Here is a 17,501-nt window from a genome sequence, read left to right as displayed (position 1 = left end):
CGCTCAGGGCGAGCGGGCAAACATCGCCGCCATCGCCGTGACGTCGCGGCCGACGCCGCGATAGCCGATAAAGCGGCTGGCCTCGTCGAACATCGGCTCGCCGCTGACCTGCAGATACTGGACCACGCCGGCTGCGGTGGTCCGGCTGTAGACGAAATCGAGGAACGGCTTGCGGTCGGCGATATTCGATTCCAGCAGCGCGCGCTCGGCGATATCCCATCCGCCGGTATCGCGCCCGCCTATGCCCACCATGTCGGCCACCGGGCCGGACCAGTTGCTGAGCGTTCCTTCGGCATCCTGTTCCCAGTACCAGTCGGTCGACAATTCGGCGAAGCGCTGGAAGCGCGCCTCGCTCGCGCGCAACTGTGCCGTGCGCTCCAGGACCGTGTATTCCAGCTGCTGGTTGTAGCGCCGCAGCTTGCGGTGCAGCAGGCGTACTTCCAGCATGTTGTGGATGCGCGTTTCCACTTCGATCAGCTCGAACGGCTTGCCGACAAAGTCCTTGGCGCCGGCCTGCAGCGCGCGCAGCTTGTGATTGGGCTGGGCGGTGACCACCAGCACCGGCACATAGCCGTCTGGCTCGATATCGTGCAGCGCTTCCAGCACCGCGAAGCCATCCATGCCGGGCATTTGCAGGTCCAGCAGGATCAGGTCATAGTGATGGCGGCGATGCAGCTCGCACACGGCGAACGGATCCATGGTGCTGCTGACGTTGGTATAACCGGCGTTGGCCAGCATCTGTTCCAGCAGCATCACGTTGGCTTCCTGATCGTCGACGATCAGTATCTCGGCGGCAAGCATTTCGGCTGGTTCTATCATGATGCGGGTCCCTCGGTATTTGGATGCAGGCTGCCGTGCGTTGCGGCGAATTCAAGCGCTAGATCGAGCGCGCTCATGAACTGGACTACATTGATCGGCTTGGTCAGATAGCGGAAGAAGCCCGCGTCCACGCCTTTTTCTATATCGCGCGCCATGGCGTTGGCGGACAAGGCCACGACCGGTATGTGCGCGGTGGCGGTATCGTCCTGCAAAATCTTCAGGCAGCCGAAACCGCTGATGCCGGGCAGGTTGATGTCCATCAGGATCACGTCGGGCTGGTAGGTACGCGCCAGATCGATGCCGGCATAGCCGTCAATGGCGGTCAACAGCTTGAGGTCCCTGCGCCGCAGCACCAGCTGCTCCACCAGGTTCAGGTTGGCTGGGTTGTCTTCGATGTACAGCAGAGTCTTCATCGGCGCATTGTCGAAATCGCTCAGCGACAAGGGCCGTCCGAACGCCGCGATTTCCAGCACCGGCTCGCTGCTGGCGGCCAGCTCGATCCAGAATGTGGTGCCGACGCCGATCTCGCTGTGCACGCCGATGACGCCGCCCATCAGCTCGGTAAGCTGCTTGGTCACGACCAGGCCGATGCCGGTGCCCTCTTCCGCGCCGTCCTCCTGGCCCAGGCGGTTAAAGGGCTGGAACAATTGTTCGACTTGTTCCTGGGAGAGGCCGGCACCAGTATCGGTCACGCTGACGCGCACCATGCCGTCGCTGGCCGCCGTGCACTCGACCGTCACCATGCCGTCGCGGCGGTTGTATTTGATGGCGTTGGAAAGCAGGTTGATCATCACCTGCTTGACGCGCGTGCGGTCGGCGTGGACGAAGAACGGCTCGCTCATCGGCGCGAAGAACAGCCGGATGCCGCGCTTCTCCGCCTGCGGCCCGATCAGCGCCTGGCAATCCTTGAGCACTTCCGACAAGCCCATCGATTCCTGCGACATCGTCACCTTGCCCGATTCGATCATGGCCAGGTCGAGGATCTCGTTGATCAACTGCAGCAGATACCAGCCGCCCTTGAGGATCTGGTCCAGCGAGCGCTGTTGCGACGGGCTCGGCGGCGGTTTGTCGGACGCCAGCAATTGCGCAAAGCCCAGCACCGCGTTCAGCGGCGTGCGCAGCTCATGGCTCATGGCCGACAGGAATTCCGACTTGGCGCGGTTGGCGGTCTCGGCCAGCGCGCGCGCCGCCTCCAGTTCGACGTTGGTTTCCTGCAGCGCCAGCTGTTGTTCGTGCAGCCGCTGGGCCAACAGCGCCTGCTCCTGCTCGACCCGCTTGCGGGCCGTGTTGTCCGTCCCCATCAGCAAGTAGCCGATGACTTTTTCGTCGGCGTCGCGCAGCGGGCTGACCGAGACGATCGCCGGGAAACGGCTGCCGTCCTTGCGGATATAGGTCAGTTCGTAGATGTCCTCGATGCCGCGCGAGGCCTTGAACACCAGCGCCTCGAAGCCCGGCCGGATGGTCATGCCGACCTCGACGCTGAGCGCGGCCGCCCGCGCCACGATTTCCTGCGCGTCGGAGATGCCGGCCGGCGTGATCTGGTTCACCACCTCGGAGGCGCTGTAGCCCAGCATGCGCTCGGCGCCGACATTGAAGATCTGGATCACGCCCTGGGCGTCGGTGGCGATGCTGGAAAAATTGGCGCTGTTATGGATGGCCAATTGCAGCGCATCGGCCTTGAGCAGCGGCGCTGCGGATTGTCGGACGGATTTCATTTCACTCCCTGGCGTTGACGTACGTCCGACATCAGGCGGGCGAATTCTTTTTTGACCACTTCATAGCACTCGCAGACATCCCCTTCGAGACCGACGCGATCCAGCACGGAGATATGGCCGCGCCGGCTGCTGATATAGCCCTGGCTCTGCAGGCGGCCGGCGGCCACCGTCACGCCTTCGCGCCGTACGCCCAGCATGCTGGCGATCAGTTCCTGGGTCATGGTCAGCTCGCTGGTCGGCAGGCGGTCCAAGGTCAGCAGCAGCCAGCGGCAGAGCTGCTGGTCCACCGTGTGGTGGCGGTTGCAGATCGCGGTCTGCGACATCTGCGTGATCAAGGCCTGGGTGTAGCGCAGCAGCAGACGCATGACCGGCCCGGCGCGGTTGAACTCCTCCATCAGGATGTGCGACTTGAGGCGGTAGCCGTGGCCGGCGGTCTGCACCACGGCCCGGCTCGGCGTCGTATTGCCGCCCATGAACAGCGAGATGCCGAGGATGCCCTCGTTGCCGACGCCGGCGATCTCGGACGAGCTGCCGTTCTCCAGCACGTAGTGCAGCGAGACGATGGCCGAGGTGGGGAAGTACACGTAATTGAGCTGGCCGCCGGACTCATACAGCACGTCGCCCAGGCGCATCATGATCGGTTCAAGATGGGGCGACAGCCGGGCGAACTCGGCATCGAGCAGCGCTGCCAGCAAATGGTTTTGATTGGGGTCGTTCAGACGCATGGAAAAACGTTCCTTGTTTTCCAGTCGTCAACTAGGCGTTAGGCTCAGACGGCAAACGATGACCGTCCCGCAGCGTAACACATATAAAGAAATATAGGTTTAAGGTAAGACCGCCCGGCCAGTGCGTATCACTGTTTGAAGGGCTCGATCTTCTTGAATGCCGCCATCGTTTTGCTGTGGGCCGCCGTGACCCGTTCGAACAGTTCGGCCGCCAGCAGGTGGTAGACCTCGACCTTGGCGCACTGCGCCAACTCATGCACCGCGGCATGTTCTTCGGCCAGGGCCGTGGCCAGGTCGGTAAATTCGGGCTGTCCTTCCGGACGATAAATCGACATATCACCTCCGTAGCGGAAAGCTCATCGTAACAGGCATTCGTGCACCGGGATGTTCTGCAGGCGCCGCCCGCCGGCGGCACCCTCTCAGGGAAAAATAAACAGGAACTGGGCGTCGTCCAGCACCACCGCATCGTCGTCGTGCTGCGGCTGGCTGCGCCGCTCCACCCGTCCGGTGCGGCGGGTGCGGGTGTCGTTGCGCTTTTGCCAGTAGGCCGGCCTTGCTTCCGGTGGAGGTGCCGGCGCCAGCAGCCGTGCGGATTCGCGGCGTATCACGCCATAGCACTCACAGACATGCCGCTCCAGCCCGTCTCGCGTCAATACGCGTATGTGGCCGCGCCTGCAGCTGATGAGCCCGAGCGTTTGCAGGCGGCCGGCCGCTTCGGTGATCCCTTCGCGCCGCACGCCCAGGATGGTCCCCAGCGCCTCCTGGGTCACCACCAGCTCGCTGGTGCGCGAATGGTCCAGCGTCTGCAGCAGCCAGCGGCAGAGCCGCTGGACGGTCGAGTGATGGCTGTTGCAGACTGCGGTTTGCGACATTTGCGTCATCAGCGCCTGGGTGTAGCGCAGCAGCAAATCAAACAGCGCGCCCTTGCGGTGAAACTCCTCCAGCAACAGACCCGCCCGCAGGCGGTATCCGTAGCCGCCGCTGTGCACGATCGCCCGGTTGGGCGTGGTGGCCCCGCCCATGAACAGCGATATGCCCAGCACCCCCTCGTTGCCGACGCTGGCGATCTCCAGCGCCCCGCCATCCTCGAGCTCGTATTGAATGGAGACGATGGCCGTGATGGGGAAATAGACGTGCGTCAGCTGGCCTCCGCAGTGGTACAGCACGTCGCCCTGCGCCAGCACGACCAGTTCCAGGTGAGGCGCCAACCTGCCGAATTCCGCCGCACCAAGCACCGCAAGCAGGCGGTTCTGGTGCGGGGACGCATTGTGCATGGGCATGTTCGGTTCCCTGATTTCAAGATTTCGATTGCTCAGGCTGCCAGTTCCAGTGCCGCAGGTCTGTGCGTTTCCGAACATTATCTTTTTTAAAATACATAAAAACAACATTGAATTTTTGTGCGGAAACCCACAGAGGCGTTTATCGGCGGACGTCACGATGCATTAACGGCGGCGTGCGGAGCTGCGGGGTGCCTCGGTTCCGCCGCCTGCCGGTGTAGCACCTCCACCCGGTATCCGGGTCATTAAGTTTTTCTTTCGGGACGTAAAAATGAAAACAAAATTTGCAATGGCAGCACTGGCTTGGCTGGCGATCGGCGGCGCCGCATCAGCCAACAATATTACGTTCGATGCAGGCGTCCTGCCTACGAACCCTGCGGCCCCCTATGGTCACGTATTCATCCATGACGCCTCGGCCTTCACCGACACCATCGACTTCGTCGTCAGCACGGGCAGCCTGGGCGCGTCGCTCAACTCGCTCAACGTCAAGCTGCGGACCCTGGATGTGCTCAATATCGACGGACTGAGCTATTCGGTCTGGGGCGGCACCGCGGCGGCAAGCACCACCTGGTACGGCACCTTCCCCGGCGACAACCTGAGCTACGACATTGGCCTCACCCTGCCCGGCGCCTACCACCTGGTGGTCACCGGCATGGCCGATGGCAGCAGCGGCGGCGCCTACGGCGTGGCACTGGTGTCGGGCGTGCCGGAGCCGGAAACGTATGCCATGATGCTGGCAGGCTTCGGTTTGCTGGGTGTGGTGGCCCGCCGCAAGAAGTCCGGAAAAACAGCGATCTGATCCAGACAAAACCGCTCTCCCGAGCGGTTTTTGTTAGGCGGCGAATTCACCTGCTGTCGCGTTTTTTGATGGATAAATCATGACAGCTGACAAGTACCACCCGCAAGCCGTCCTGATGTGGCTGGAAACGGATCACTCCCTGCTGCTGGCCCGGCGTTCGGTTCAACTCTGGGCCGCCATCGCAGACGAGCTGATGCCGATAGTCGGCGACCGCGGCCTTATCGCGCTGTTTAACCGCTGCATCGACATCTGCGGCACGACCTTTCCGTGGCTGCTGAAAGCGCCCGCGCGCAGTTCGCCGCCGCGCTGCTTCGACACGCTCGGCGCGCAATTGTCCGAACGTGAACCTCGGGACGGGCTGGCGGCCAGCCGCGCCTTGTTCGGCACCTTCCACGACCTGCTGCTGATACTGATCGGCGAACCGCTGGCGGGCGGCGTGCTCGAGGCGGCCTGGCGCGACCTGCTGCGCCATCCCGATGGCAACCCCCTATCCCTTCCCGCCCAATCTGAACCAGAGGAGCAAGATGAACACAAACACCGGTGATCCCCCGGTCACGGAGCGTCGCTCCGGCGAGCACGGCAGCGCGCATGACCGGCGCGCCACGGACCGTGCCCGCGCAGTCATGCTGGCCGGCGGCGAGCGTCAATTGGCAAGGCGCGAGACGCTGGTCAGCGCGCGGGAGCAGGCGGCGGACCGCCATGACGCCGACCTGCAGCAGCGGGAACAGGCGCTCACGCTGCGCCACAAGCATCTTGCGGCCCGGAAGCAAGGCGAACGCGAAGCCCGGCGCATCAAGCGCGCACTGGAGCGCCACATCATCAAGCTGCGACGGGCCAACGCCCATCTGGTGATCGCCACGCTGGGCGCCCAGGCCATGATGGAGACGGTGCAGCGCGCCAAGGAGCACATGGGCTACATGGCCCACCATGACTTCCTGACCGACCTGCCCAACCGCATCTTGCTGATGGAGCGGCTGGCGCTGGCGATTGCCATGGCCAGCCGCCAGCAAAGCCGGATGGCCGTGCTGTTTATCGACCTCGACCGGTTCAAGGTGATCAACGATTCGCTGGGGCATGCGGTCGGCGACCTGCTGCTGCAGTCGGTCGGCCGGCGGCTGCTGTCGGTGCTGCGCGCCAGCGACACCGCCAGCAGGCAGGGCGGCGACGAATTCGTCGTGCTGCTGGCCGACGTGGCCAACGAGCGCGCGGTGTCCGAGCTGGCCGACAAGCTGTGCCTGGCGATCGCCGAGCCGTACCAGCTCGGCGGCGAGACGGCGCATATCGGCGGCACGATAGGGATCAGCATGTACCCGGACGACGGCGAGGACGCCGAGACGCTGATACGCAACGCCGACGTCGCCATGTACTACGGCAAGCACAGCGGCCGCAACCGCTGGTACTTCTACCGGCCCGAAATGAATCTGCGCGCGGTCGAACGCCAGCGCACCGAGGCTGACCTGCACCGCGCGCTGAAACTGGGCGAGTTCGAGCTGCACTACCAGCCGCGCGTCAACCTGTCCAGCGGCGCCATCACCGGCGCCGAGGCGCTGCTGCGCTGGTCGCATCCCGAACTGGGCGCGGTGGCGCCGGCGCGCTTCATCCCGGTGGCCGAGGACTGCGGCCTGATTGTGCCCATCGGGCAATGGGTGTTGCGCGAAGCGTGCATGCAGATTTCACGTTGGAAGCAAGTCGGGCTCGATCCCGGCATCGTGGCGGTCAACATCTCGGCGCTGGAATTCCGCACCGACGGCTTCACCGACGCGCTGCGCGCCATCCTGGCCGAGAGCGGACTGGAGCCGGCCTGCCTGGAACTGGAAATCACCGAAGGCGTGCTGATGCGTGACGCCGGCGCCAGCGCCGCCATCCTGCGCGAGCTGAAGGAAATTGGCGTGGTGCTGGCCATCGACGACTTCGGCACCGGCTATTCCAGCCTCAGCTACCTGAACCGGTTTCCCATCGACGTTTTGAAGATCGACCAGTCCTTCGTGCGTGAAATCAATACGGAGCCGGGCGACGGCATCATCGTCGGCGCCGTGATCGCGATGGGAAGCAGCCTGGGCCAGCGGGTGGTGGCGGAAGGCGTGGAGGAGGCGGCGCAATTAAACTTTCTGCGCGCCCACCATTGCGACGAAGGCCAGGGCTATCTGTTCAGCAGACCATTGCCCGCGCCCGGATTTGCCGCGCTGCTCAGGCAGGGTCTGGACAATTAAACACCATGCCATGCCCTAATGCCGTTAAGTTAAGGATTTCCTGAGCCTCCGTTCAGGATAGCGTTGCGGTTTTGCTTTGGTGACCCGATCGAATTTCCGGTCGGGTCGATAGACATTGAGTTCGAGGATCATCCTCTCGCGCATCCGTTTGATCGTTCCTGGTAGATTGCCCAAGGCCCGTTCGGAGGCCGCATGTAGCATCTCGAGCTGAAATATGCCGAGGGCGAAGACAAAGCTAACGTCATTGGGAGCGCATTTTGCCTGGTCGGCCGTGCGCGCCATTTCTAGTCGCACGAGGTTATAGGCGATAAGAATGCCCCAGATTTCCTGCCTGGTTGCTGCGACACTTTGGCTGCGCAGGCATAGGGCCATCCCCATCATGGTTTGCTTGATCTCGCGGTAGCTCGTTTCGATCTGCCAGCGCTCGCTATAACAGTCGCGGACGGTTTTGGCGGAGAAGCGCCGGCGATCCGTCAATGAGGTCAGCAAATAGCACAGTTTGCCCGTCGGATCTTTCGTTGCAATGGCACGCGCTTGCCACTGCTCGGGCATGGAGGGGACGCGCTTGCGTACTTGTGGGGAAACGCGCATTTCGACGATGCCATCCTCACTGTCGCCGCTCACAAGACGCCATTGCGTATTAGCCTTGGCCGGCACGAGGAAGTGCCGCTCCTGGCCTTGCATACGAAGTTTATGCAACAGCTCGGCGGCTAGAAAACCTTTATCGAAGACCGTCAGCGAATGGTCGGGTATATCGTCTAGCAACGGCAAGGCAAAGCTCATCTCGCCTTTGCTATAGGGGCCAAAATCGGCGGCCAAGACCAACTGGGTGCGCAGCGCAGCCAATGTCACCATGCGGGCATGGGGGTAACTGGCCAAAGCTCCCTTGGCGAAGTGTGGCGAATCGAAATGTGCCCGGTTTTCCGCGCTATCGGCTAATTTCAGGGTCGTCCCATCCATGGCGAGCAGTTGGAGGCCGTGGAAGTCGGAACGATGGGCGTCTTGCATCTGCCAATGGCGCGCGGACGTTGAGAATAGCCACGCCAACGGTTCTTCGCCCAGCCGCTGACGTGCTTGCGTTACAGCGCTATCAGTGACGCAAGTGTCCTTCAGATCCGGTAGCGCCAGTTCCAATTCACCCAGCACTTGTCGCACTGAGTGATGTCGGTAGATCGCTAGCGCGATGACCAACCAGACTACCTGCTCCGCCGGCAGACGCCGCTGCCGAATACTCGCCTTGCCGGTGTAGCTCAATGCTCCCATGATCCATTCGACGGGCAACTGCTCCCCAAGCCGGCCCCAGTCCGGAGCTGGCAAGTCACACGTGGTCAAAGGGAGAACGTCGGAAAGCATGGCGCGAAGGTTAACAGCCTTCGCGCATGTTTACAACAACTAACTGGGGCCGGCCTAGTTCCTTAACTTAACGGCATTAATGCCATGCCCGGTATTTCCCCCGCTGGAGGGCAATCCGGAGTATGGTGTAAGTCTGTGCCGTCATAGTGGTGCGCCGCGTGGTTCCGATTTACTTATCAAGACTGGCCTGTCCCATCATGAATGACAATGCGGAATCCGATGCAACTGCCGCATCACCGGCACCAGCCGAGCGGGACGAACGCTACCTGCAAGCCTTGCATGACAAGGAGCTCGGCGACCTGCGCGCCCTGATTGCCCAGCTGCTGATGCAGCTGGAGCTGCTGCAGCTGCAGCATACCAGTGCGCAAACGCTGGAGAGCCATGTGATACAGCTGCGCGAGGCGAACGAGCACCTGGTGCTGGCGACGTTCAGCGCGCAGGACAAGCAAGCCAACGCGGAAGCGTCGATGCAGCGCCAGACCAACTTCCTGTCGATGCTGGCACACGAACTGCGCAATCCGCTGCAACCCATTGCCTACGCCAATACCTTGCTGGGCAAGCTGACCGGCGGCAATCCCGAATTGTCGCGCCTGCACGCCATCGTCGAACGCCAGATGAGCCATATGACGCGCCTGATCGACGACCTGCTCGACGCCTCGCGCATCAGCAGCGGCAAGATCGGTCTGGACAAATCCGCGCTACTGCTCGAGGACATCGTGACGCTGGCGGCGGAAGGCAGCCAGCAACGGCTCGACGCCCGGCAGCAGCAGCTGAGGATCGTGCTGCCGCCGATCCGGGTGCTCATCTACGGTGACCGCATGCGGCTGGCGCAGGTGTTTTCCAACCTGCTCAACAACGCTTCCAAGTTCTCGCCGGAGCACGAGGTCATCGTGCTGGCCGCGCAAGTGGTGGGCAACATGGTGCAGATTTCGGTGAGCGACCACGGCATGGGCATCGCGGCCGAGCTGCAGCCATTCATCTTCGACCTGTTCACGCAAGGCCTGCAGTCGTTGGACCGGGCACAAGGCGGACTGGGCATAGGCTTGACGCTGGTGCGTTCGCTGGTCGAAATGCATGGCGGCACGGTGCGCGTGCACAGCGACGGCATAGGATTCGGCAGCACCTTTACCGTGCTGCTGCCGCTAAGCACCGAGGTCGCCACGGCGCCGGCCCTGCCCTCGCCGCGGCTGCCCACCCCACGCCCGCTGCATATCCTGCTGGTCGAGGACAATCTGGACGCCGCCGAAACGCTGTGCCTGCTGCTGGAACTGGGCGGCCATACGGTGGTACCGTGCCATGACGGCGCCGACGCGGTGGAACTGGCGCTGGCGGGACACTTCGACCTGGTCATCTGCGACATCGAGCTGCCCAGCCTGGACGGCTTTGTCGTCGTCGAGCGCATCCGCGCAGGGCTGCCGGGCAAGGCGCCGTTTTTCATCGCCACATCCGGCTACAACCAGCCGCAGGACCGCGCGCGCGCCATCCGCAGCGGCTTCGATCACTATCTGGTCAAGCCGGTGGCGATCGATATGCTGCTGGCATTGATAGAGCTGCATGTACACTGACGGCCCGCAGCGGCCCGCAAGCGGCAACCATACTGATCGCTTTACTGTATTGATACTTAATTATGGCGACTAACGACGAACGGTACCAGATGATCGAGCGCAACGTGATGCGCCGCCCCGAGACCGCCAAGGCCGACACCATCGTGCTATGGGAACGGCTGGCCATCGAGTTGGTCGCCATTATCGGGCACAGCGGTTTCGACACGCTGTATGCGCGCACCATCCACATGGTGCGGATGGAGCACCCGTGGCTGGCCGAGGGTGCCGACCCGCGCTTCGAGAAACTCAGGGCCAGCCTGGAGGGCCAGGAGCAGGTGCCCGCGGGCACCGCCAGCATCGCCCTGCTCACTACTTTCACCGACACGCTGATCCAACTGATCGGCGAGTCATTGACCACTGCCATACTTCGATCGGCCTGGGGCCAGGATACTGCGGGCACTGCCGCTAAGGGAATTCAACAATGAGCAATAAAGTCAACATTCAGCGCCTTGCGACGGGTGTTCCGGGGTTGGACGAACTGCTGGGCGGCGGCGTTCCGGAATTTTCATTCAATTTGCTGGCGGGCACACCGGGCAGCGGCAAGACCACGATGGCGCACCAGATCATGTTTTCGCTGGCCAACCCGGACCGGCGCGCGCTGTTCTTCACCGTGCTGGGCGAGCCGCCGCTGAAAATGCTGCGCTACCAGCAGCAGTTCCCGTTCTTCGACGTCAGCAAGGTCAACCAGTCGATCAAGTTCGTCAACCTGGCGTCCGACCTGCTGGACGGCGATTTCGACCGCGTGCTGGCGCGCATCGCCGACGAGGTGCGCAATTTCTCGCCGAGCCTGGTGTTTGTCGATTCGTTCCGCTCGGTGGTGCAATCGGCCCAGGGTGTGGACCGCGGCGCCGCCGGCCTGCAGCACTTTGTGCAGCAGCTGGGCATGCAGATGACCAGCTGGCTGGCGACCACCTTCCTGATCGGCGAATACCTGGCGCCGGAGGCGGAGTCTAGCCCGGTGTTTACCGTGGCCGACGGCATCATCTGGATGTCGCAGCTGGTGCACCGCGACGCGCTGGTGCGCAAGATCCAGGTGGTCAAGATGCGCGGCCAGGCGCAGAGCCTGGGCGTGCACACCTTCCGCATCAGCGACAGCGGCGTCGATATCTTCCCGCGCGCGATGCTCGGCGCCACCACCGCCAAAGTCACTATCGACGGCCAGCAGCGGCTGTCGATGGGCGTGCCGGAGCTCGATGCGATGATGGACGGCGGCGTGCCGGCCGGTTATTCGTTGCTGCTGGTCGGGCCTTCGGGATCGGGCAAGTCGGTGCTGGCCACGCAGTTCCTGGCCGAGGGCGTGCGCAACGGCGAGACCGGCGTGATCGCGGCGTTCGAGAAGAGTCCAAACCAGTTGCTCAGCCACCACTTGAACACGCTGATCGAGAGCGGCCAGGTCGGCGTCATCAATACCCGCACCTTGGACCTGTCGATCGACGAGATACTGCACGACCTGGTCGCCATGATCACGCGCATGCAGGCCAAGCGGGTGGTGATCGACTCGCTGTCCGGCTTCGAGCTGGCGCTGGCGTCGTCGTTCCGCGACGATTTCCGCGAATCGCTGTACCGCATGGTGGCGGTGCTGACGGCGATGGGCGTGACCGTGCTGATGACGGCCGAACTGGAAGACCGCTACGAGATGCTGCGCTTCAGCTCCTACGGCAACGCCTTCCTGGCCGATGCCATCGTCATGCAGCGCTACATCGAACTGGAGGGCGAGCTCAAGCGCGCAATTTCAGTGATCAAGATACGCGCCAGCGATCACAGCAAGGAGATCCGCCTTTTTGACATTACGTCCGACGGCATCGTCATCCGCGAGCCGCTGACGCGGTATGTGGGCGTACTGACCGGCCGCCCGGAAGTGGCGCCGGCCCGCGCCGACCAGCCTTAGCCTGGCGCCCGCCGGCCCGGCGCCGGCGGCCAGGCTGGGTTTCCGCTGCCTACTTGTAGATGCCGCAGTTGATGATGTGGTCTCCGTAGCGCTCGAAATACATCGACTTGGCTTCGATCTGCTTGCTCACCGGATTGACGAATTTATAGTCCTGCCAGCCCTTGCCCTTCGCCACGGCCAACTGGATGCGCTCGCGCATGAAGTACTTGCCGTCCGCGTCCTTCAACTCGATCAAATCCTTGCCCTGCATCTTGGGATTGGCGCCGTGCGCGATATTCTTCGCGTTTAAGTCGTTGATCGTGATGTAGAGGTCACGGTCCCTGAAACGGCCCGGCTTGCCCTCGTTGATCTCGGCAACGACCTTGTCGAACCCGTCGGTCTTGATGGCGGCGATGGCCCGGTTCACCATTGCCACCGCCTCTTCGGGGGTGCCGTGGGAATCGGCCGCCCAGCTGCTGGTGCTCAGGCTGAAGGTAAGGATGGCCAGGGCCAGGTAGAAAAATTTGCGCATGCATGTCTCCTTGGTTGTTTTAATGGTGGTCCGGTACTTTCGCAATTCCCATGCCATCGCGCGCGCCCTCCTCAACCGCGGATAAGTGCTTGATATTGTAGGCCGTTTTACCAACAGCGGCGGCGCGATTTGTGCGAAAAGCCAGCCTGATGCCACGGAGCGTTCCGGATTCCCACACGACGCCGTGTGAGGGCCAGCTTGAAAAGATGGGGATGATTTTGATCCAGATCAAAGGTTTTTCGGGCGTCGATTCATAGTATGAATACCAGCAGTCCCACATCAGATCATATATTCCAACAGGAGCGAGCAATGAGCAAAATGATGAAGGCTGCGGTGGTGCGCGCGTTCGGCCAGCCGCTGCAAATCGAGGACGTCGCGGTACCGACGCCGGGGGCCGGACAGATCCTCGTCAAGATCGAGGCCTGCGGGGTTTGTCATACGGACCTGCACGCCGCTCAAGGCGACTGGCCGGTCAAGCCGACGCCGCCGTTCATTCCCGGACACGAGGGGGTGGGCTATGTGGTCGAGGTCGGGGCCGGCGTCAAGCATGTCAAAAGCGGCGACCGGGTCGGCATTCCATGGCTGTATTCGGCCTGCGGGCACTGCACGCATTGCCTGGGCGGCTGGGAGACATTGTGCGAGTCGCAGCAAAATACCGGCTATTCGGTCAACGGAGGATTCGCGGAATACGCGCTGGCCGATGCCGACTACGTCGGCCACTTGCCGAAGGATATAGGTTTCATCGATATCGCGCCCATTCTGTGCGCCGGCGTCACGGTCTACAAGGGCTTGAAAATGACCGATACCAAACCCGGCGACTGGGTGGTCATCTCAGGAATTGGCGGGCTCGGCCATATGGCGGTCCAATATGCCCGCGCCATGGGACTCAATGTGGCCGCGGTCGATATCGACGACAACAAACTGGCGCTGGCCCGACGTTTGGGCGCCGCCCTGACGATCAACGCGAAGACCACGGACCCGGCGGCCATGGTCAAAAAAGAGATCGGCGGCGCGCATGGGGTGCTGGTGACCGCCGTCTCGCCGGTCGCCTTCTCTCAGGCGCTGGGCATGGTGCGCCGCGGCGGCACGGTCTCGTTAAACGGCCTGCCGCCGGGCGATTTCCCCCTGCCAATCTTCGACATGGTGCTGGGCGGCATCACCGTGCGCGGCTCGATCGTCGGCACGCGGCTCGATCTGCAGGAGTCGTTGATTTTCGCCGCCGAGGGCAAGGTCAAGGCGACAGTCGCCACCGATAGCCTTGACAATATCAACCATGTTTTCCAGCGCATGCGTGAGGGCGATATCGAAGGTCGCATCGTGCTCGACTTTGCCGCAAAGCCGCATTGACATCGATCGCCACGCCCGAGCACAAAAATGCCGCCCGTGGGCGGCATTTTTTCAGCATGCAGGCCTTGAGCGCGCGCCTACTGGATCACGCGGTAGCAAGGCGTGTACTGCTTGCCGGCCAGCTTCATACGGTGCTGGGCGACGAACGATGCCAGCAGCGCGTCCATCGGGCCCATGATCTCCTTGTCGCCGTGGATTTCAAAGTGGCCGAACTTCTCGATGGCGCGGATGCCCTCGTCCTTGACGTTGCCGGCCACCACGCCCGAAAACGCCCGGCGCAGATTGGCCGCCAGCATGTGCACTTCCTGGTTCTTGTGCAGGCTCAGGTTGCGCATGTTCTCGTGCGTCGGCGCGAACGGCTTCTGGAATTCCTGGTCGATCTTCAGGCCCCAGTTGTAGTAGTAGGCGTCGCTGCGGGATTTGCGGAACTCGCGCACCTGCTTGATCCCGGCCTGCATCTCGCGCGCCACCAGTTCCGGATCGTCGATGATGATCTTGTAGCGCTGCTGCGCCTCCGGTCCCAGCGTGTCGTGGATGAACTGGTTGATCTGCACGAAGTACTCGCGCGACGTCTCCGGACCGGTGAACACCAGCGGGAACGGGATGTCGGCGTTATCCGGGTGCAGCAGGATGCCCAATATATAGAGGATCTCCTCGGCCGTCCCCGCGCCGCCCGGGAACACGACGATGCCGTGGCCGGTGCGCACGAACGCTTCCAGCCGCTTTTCGATATCCGGCATGATGACCAGCTCATTGACGATCGGGTTCGGCGATTCGGCCGCGATGATGCCCGGCTCCGAGATGCCCAGGTAGCGCCCCTTGTGCAGGCGCTGCTTCGCGTGGCCGATGGTGGCGCCCTTCATCGGGCCCTTCATCGCGCCGGGACCGCAGCCGGTGCAGATGTCCAGGTCGCGCAAGCCCATTTGATAGCCGACTTCCTTCGAGTAGTTGTACTCGGCGCGGTTGATCGAATGGCCGCCCCAGCACACCACCAGGTTAGGATTGAGCATCGGCTTGAGCACACCCGCGTTGCGCAGGATGTGGAACACCGAGTCGGTGATGCCTTCGGTGGCGCTCATGTCGAACTTGGGATTGTCGGTCACCTCGTTGCTGACGAAGACGATATCGCGCAGCACCGCGAACAGGTGTTCGTGGATGCCCTTGATCATTTTGCCGTCGACGAAAGCGATCGCCGGCGCCCCCTTGATATCGAGCTTGATGCCGCGCTCGCGCTGCACGATGCTGATGTCAAACGATTTATACCGTTCCAGCAGTTCCTTTCCATCGTCGATAGTGCTGCCGCAATTGAGCACGGCCAGTGCGCAATTGCGGAAGATGTTATAGAGGCCGCCCTGGCTAGTGTCGAGCAGCTTGTTCACTTCCGCCTTCGAAAGGACCTCCAGCTGGCCTTCGGGCGAAATCAGGGTATCGACAACGTCATGTTCCATGATGCGTAAATCCTTATTCAAATTCGATGCATAACAGGTAAGCCTGCAGTGCCAATATACGACAACTCGGCACTTTTTGGGTCGGAGATTGCAATAGCGGGAATCACCACATTTATTAGCACAATTGACACAATCGTGCAGGACAGGCCTCAAAAAGCTGGACAGGAACCGTTTGTAGATTAAAATGGCGCCCAATTTGGATTCCCCACAAGGGAGTCTCGATCCCCTTTTCACAGATCCATAAAATTAGGAGAAGCCGCATGAGCGGTGCTACCACCACCAATACGGAAGTCGCCATTCCCGAATTCAAGCAGATCATGGGCCACCCTGCTCCGCTGTGGATGTTGTTCATGACAGAATTCTGGGAGCGCTTCGCGTTCTACGGCATCCGCTGGGCACTCGTGCTCTACGTCGTCGCCCAGTTCCACAACGGCGACCCATCCGGCCAATCCGCCGCCAACCTGGTGTACGGCTCCTATCTCGCGCTGGTGTACGCCGCCGCGCTGTTCGGCGGCTATGTCGCCGACCGCGTATTGGGCTACCAGCGCTCGATCCTGGTCGGCGCCGCCTTCATGTCGGCCGGCCTGTTCATGATCGCATTCCCCAACGAGACCGTGTTCCAGTTCGGCCTGGCCACCATCATCGTCGGCAACGGCATGTTCAAGCCGAACATCTCGACCATGGTCGGCAAGCTGTATAGCGTGGCCGATACCCGCCGCGACTCCGGCTTCACCATTTTCTACATGGGCATCAACTCCGGCGCGCTGGTCGCACCGGTGCTGACCGAGTGGCTGGCTGCCACCGTCTTCGGCCACAACGGCATGCCCGCTTACAAAGTGGTGTTCATGTCGGCCGGCGTCGGCATGTTGATCAGCCTTGTATGGTTCTTCATCGGCCGCCGCAACCTGAAAGGCATCGGCGCCCCGGACGCGTCCAACGCCGATCCGAAGCGCCTGCTGTACGTGATCGTCGGTTCGCTGTTCGTGATTCCGGTCGTATACTTCCTGCTGGCCGCCGGCGCCAACAAGCTGCAGGCCGTGCTGTCGGTGCTGTTCGTGCTGCTGTCGGTGATGCTGATGGTCGAAGGGATCAGGAACGGCAAAGTGGCGCGCGACAAGGTCATCGCCATGCTGGTCATCTTCTTCTTCAATATCATGTTCTGGATGTTCTTCGAGCAGGCGGGCAGCTCGTTCACCTTCCTGGCCGAGAACATCATCAACCGCAAGATGTTCGGCGACTGGATCTTCCCGGTGGCGTGGTTCCAGACCGTGAACTCGCTGGCGATTATCGCCTTCGCTCCGGTGATCGCGTTCATCTGGGTCATGCTGGGCAAGAACAACCCTTCGATCCCGCGCAAATTCGGCCTGGGCCTGTTGTTCAACGGCTCGGCCTTCGGCCTGCTGATGTACGCGCTGTCGATGCTGGTCGATATCGACAACAAGATCCCGTTCTGGACCCTGTTCATGGTCTACGTGCTGCAATCGGTCGGTGAGCTGTGCCTGTCGCCGATCGGCCTGTCGATGGTGACCAAGCTGGCGCCTACGCGCCTGGTGGGCCTGGGCATGGGCGGCTGGTTCCTGTCGACCGGTATCGGCAACAACCTGTCGGGCATCTTCGCCTCGGCGGTCAGCGGCGAAAGCGGCATGTCGGTGACGTCGGCGCTGTCCGGCTACACCTTCGGCTTCTGGTCGCTGATGGCGGGCGGCGTGCTGCTGTTCCTGCTCGCACCGTTGATCCAGAAGCTGATGCACGGCGTGAAGTAAAAAGCCAGACAATGAAAAACGGCGCTTGATTCAAGCGCCGTT

Annotated in this window: 16 protein-coding genes and 1 pseudogene; 8 read left to right on the top strand and 9 right to left on the bottom strand. The window is 62.2% G+C overall.

The window, feature by feature from the left end; genetic code table 11:
* Window positions 1-3 precede the first annotated feature (3 nt).
* From ACSQ3S_RS15255 to ACSQ3S_RS15235, 5 genes are all read right to left on the bottom strand, one after another.
* On the bottom strand, window positions 4-819 hold the full coding sequence (locus ACSQ3S_RS15255; RefSeq protein WP_436142890.1) for a response regulator: 816 nt from the start codon (window positions 817-819) through the stop codon (window positions 4-6).
* The gene (locus tag ACSQ3S_RS15250; RefSeq protein ID WP_436142889.1) at window positions 816-2,534 is read right to left on the bottom strand and encodes a PAS domain-containing hybrid sensor histidine kinase/response regulator; all 1,719 of its coding nucleotides are present in this window, start codon (window positions 2,532-2,534) and stop codon (window positions 816-818) included. Before ACSQ3S_RS15250 ends, ACSQ3S_RS15255 begins: the two co-directional genes overlap by 4 nt.
* Window positions 2,531-3,259, bottom strand: a complete 729-nt coding sequence (locus ACSQ3S_RS15245) for a Crp/Fnr family transcriptional regulator (protein ID WP_436142888.1) — start codon at window positions 3,257-3,259, stop codon at window positions 2,531-2,533. Before ACSQ3S_RS15245 ends, ACSQ3S_RS15250 begins: the two co-directional genes overlap by 4 nt.
* A 128-nt stretch (window positions 3,260-3,387) precedes the next feature.
* Window positions 3,388-3,594: a hypothetical protein gene (locus ACSQ3S_RS15240; RefSeq protein WP_436142887.1), complete on the bottom strand. Its 207-nt coding sequence runs from the start codon at window positions 3,592-3,594 to the stop codon at window positions 3,388-3,390.
* An 84-nt stretch (window positions 3,595-3,678) separates the two neighbouring features.
* A complete protein-coding gene (locus ACSQ3S_RS15235) occupies window positions 3,679-4,539 on the bottom strand; it encodes a Crp/Fnr family transcriptional regulator (RefSeq protein WP_436142886.1) in 861 nt (286 codons plus the stop codon).
* Window positions 4,540-4,837: 298 nt separating this feature from the next.
* Between ACSQ3S_RS15235 and ACSQ3S_RS15230 the strand changes: the two are divergent.
* The 3 genes and pseudogenes from ACSQ3S_RS15230 to ACSQ3S_RS15220 all read left to right on the top strand — a co-directional run.
* Window positions 4,838-5,335, top strand: a pseudogene (locus ACSQ3S_RS15230) (FxDxF family PEP-CTERM protein); the annotation flags it as partial.
* 79 nt (window positions 5,336-5,414) lie between these two features.
* Complete coding sequence (locus ACSQ3S_RS15225) at window positions 5,415-5,879, top strand: hypothetical protein (protein WP_436142885.1); 465 nt, start codon at window positions 5,415-5,417, stop codon at window positions 5,877-5,879.
* Window positions 5,860-7,545: a putative bifunctional diguanylate cyclase/phosphodiesterase gene (locus ACSQ3S_RS15220; protein WP_436142884.1), complete on the top strand. Its 1,686-nt coding sequence runs from the start codon at window positions 5,860-5,862 to the stop codon at window positions 7,543-7,545. Before ACSQ3S_RS15225 ends, ACSQ3S_RS15220 begins: the two co-directional genes overlap by 20 nt.
* A gap of 24 nt (window positions 7,546-7,569) precedes the next feature.
* Here ACSQ3S_RS15220 and ACSQ3S_RS15215 read toward each other — a convergent pair whose 3' ends face one another.
* Window positions 7,570-8,898 carry an IS4 family transposase gene (locus ACSQ3S_RS15215; RefSeq protein WP_176656081.1) on the bottom strand — a complete coding sequence of 443 codons (1,329 nt, stop codon included), beginning with the start codon at window positions 8,896-8,898 and terminating at the stop codon, window positions 7,570-7,572.
* Window positions 8,899-9,095: 197 nt separating this feature from the next.
* On the opposite strand from ACSQ3S_RS15215, the gene ACSQ3S_RS15210 reads away from it, so the two are divergent.
* The 3 genes from ACSQ3S_RS15210 to ACSQ3S_RS15200 all read left to right on the top strand — a co-directional run bounded on the left by ACSQ3S_RS15210 (window position 9,096) and on the right by ACSQ3S_RS15200 (window position 12,390).
* A complete protein-coding gene (locus tag ACSQ3S_RS15210) occupies window positions 9,096-10,463 on the top strand; it encodes a hybrid sensor histidine kinase/response regulator (protein WP_436142883.1) in 1,368 nt (455 codons plus the stop codon).
* 62 nt (window positions 10,464-10,525) lie between these two features.
* Window positions 10,526-10,927 carry a hypothetical protein gene (locus ACSQ3S_RS15205; protein ID WP_436142882.1) on the top strand — a complete coding sequence of 134 codons (402 nt, stop codon included), beginning with the start codon at window positions 10,526-10,528 and terminating at the stop codon, window positions 10,925-10,927.
* Complete coding sequence (locus ACSQ3S_RS15200) at window positions 10,924-12,390, top strand: RAD55 family ATPase (RefSeq protein WP_436142881.1); 1,467 nt, start codon at window positions 10,924-10,926, stop codon at window positions 12,388-12,390. Before ACSQ3S_RS15205 ends, ACSQ3S_RS15200 begins: the two co-directional genes overlap by 4 nt.
* Before the next feature lie 49 nt (window positions 12,391-12,439).
* Here the strand turns inward: ACSQ3S_RS15200 and ACSQ3S_RS15195 are convergent, their stop codons facing one another.
* Window positions 12,440-12,901: a cache domain-containing protein gene (locus tag ACSQ3S_RS15195; RefSeq protein ID WP_413446573.1), complete on the bottom strand. Its 462-nt coding sequence runs from the start codon at window positions 12,899-12,901 to the stop codon at window positions 12,440-12,442.
* 19 nt (window positions 12,902-12,920) lie between these two features.
* Window positions 12,921-13,133, bottom strand: coding sequence for a hypothetical protein (locus ACSQ3S_RS15190; protein WP_436142880.1), 213 nt, complete (start codon window positions 13,131-13,133; stop codon window positions 12,921-12,923).
* Between the two features lie 77 nt (window positions 13,134-13,210).
* Here ACSQ3S_RS15190 and adhP point away from each other — a divergent pair, with 77 nt between their 5' ends.
* Entirely contained in the window at window positions 13,211-14,248 is a 1,038-nt protein-coding gene (adhP, locus tag ACSQ3S_RS15185; protein ID WP_436142879.1) for an alcohol dehydrogenase AdhP, read from the top strand.
* Between the two features lie 77 nt (window positions 14,249-14,325).
* On the opposite strand, the gene ppnN is transcribed toward adhP, so the two are convergent.
* A complete protein-coding gene (ppnN, locus tag ACSQ3S_RS15180) occupies window positions 14,326-15,696 on the bottom strand; it encodes a nucleotide 5'-monophosphate nucleosidase PpnN (RefSeq protein ID WP_176650415.1) in 1,371 nt (456 codons plus the stop codon).
* A 260-nt stretch (window positions 15,697-15,956) separates the two neighbouring features.
* On the opposite strand from ppnN, the gene ACSQ3S_RS15175 reads away from it, so the two are divergent.
* The gene (locus ACSQ3S_RS15175) at window positions 15,957-17,459 is read left to right on the top strand and encodes a peptide MFS transporter (RefSeq protein WP_353398041.1); all 1,503 of its coding nucleotides are present in this window, start codon (window positions 15,957-15,959) and stop codon (window positions 17,457-17,459) included.
* Window positions 17,460-17,501: the final 42 nt, after the last annotated feature.

Source organism: Duganella sp. LjRoot269 (assembly GCF_964254095.1).
Taxonomy (GTDB): Bacteria; Pseudomonadota; Gammaproteobacteria; order Burkholderiales; family Burkholderiaceae_D; genus Rugamonas; species Rugamonas hordei.
This window is presented reverse-complemented; position numbering and strand designations above follow the sequence as displayed.

Excerpts from the sequence above, each read along its gene's own strand:
- ACSQ3S_RS15255 (WP_436142890.1), bottom strand. The coding sequence starts at position 819 with ATGATAGAACCAGCCGAAATGCTTGCCGCCGAGATACTGATCGTCGAC.
- ACSQ3S_RS15250 (WP_436142889.1), bottom strand. The coding sequence starts at position 2,534 with ATGAAATCCGTCCGACAATCCGCAGCGCCGCTGCTCAAGGCCGATGCG.
- ACSQ3S_RS15245 (WP_436142888.1), bottom strand. The coding sequence starts at position 3,259 with ATGCGTCTGAACGACCCCAATCAAAACCATTTGCTGGCAGCGCTGCTC.
- ACSQ3S_RS15240 (WP_436142887.1), bottom strand. The coding sequence starts at position 3,594 with ATGTCGATTTATCGTCCGGAAGGACAGCCCGAATTTACCGACCTGGCC.
- ACSQ3S_RS15235 (WP_436142886.1), bottom strand. The coding sequence starts at position 4,539 with ATGCCCATGCACAATGCGTCCCCGCACCAGAACCGCCTGCTTGCGGTG.
- ACSQ3S_RS15225 (WP_436142885.1), top strand. The coding sequence starts at position 5,415 with ATGACAGCTGACAAGTACCACCCGCAAGCCGTCCTGATGTGGCTGGAA.
- ACSQ3S_RS15220 (WP_436142884.1), top strand. The coding sequence starts at position 5,860 with ATGAACACAAACACCGGTGATCCCCCGGTCACGGAGCGTCGCTCCGGC.
- ACSQ3S_RS15215 (WP_176656081.1), bottom strand. The coding sequence starts at position 8,898 with ATGCTTTCCGACGTTCTCCCTTTGACCACGTGTGACTTGCCAGCTCCG.
- ACSQ3S_RS15210 (WP_436142883.1), top strand. The coding sequence starts at position 9,096 with ATGAATGACAATGCGGAATCCGATGCAACTGCCGCATCACCGGCACCA.
- ACSQ3S_RS15205 (WP_436142882.1), top strand. The coding sequence starts at position 10,526 with ATGGCGACTAACGACGAACGGTACCAGATGATCGAGCGCAACGTGATG.
- ACSQ3S_RS15200 (WP_436142881.1), top strand. The coding sequence starts at position 10,924 with ATGAGCAATAAAGTCAACATTCAGCGCCTTGCGACGGGTGTTCCGGGG.
- ACSQ3S_RS15195 (WP_413446573.1), bottom strand. The coding sequence starts at position 12,901 with ATGCGCAAATTTTTCTACCTGGCCCTGGCCATCCTTACCTTCAGCCTG.
- adhP (WP_436142879.1), top strand. The coding sequence starts at position 13,211 with ATGAGCAAAATGATGAAGGCTGCGGTGGTGCGCGCGTTCGGCCAGCCG.
- ppnN (WP_176650415.1), bottom strand. The coding sequence starts at position 15,696 with ATGGAACATGACGTTGTCGATACCCTGATTTCGCCCGAAGGCCAGCTG.
- ACSQ3S_RS15175 (WP_353398041.1), top strand. The coding sequence starts at position 15,957 with ATGAGCGGTGCTACCACCACCAATACGGAAGTCGCCATTCCCGAATTC.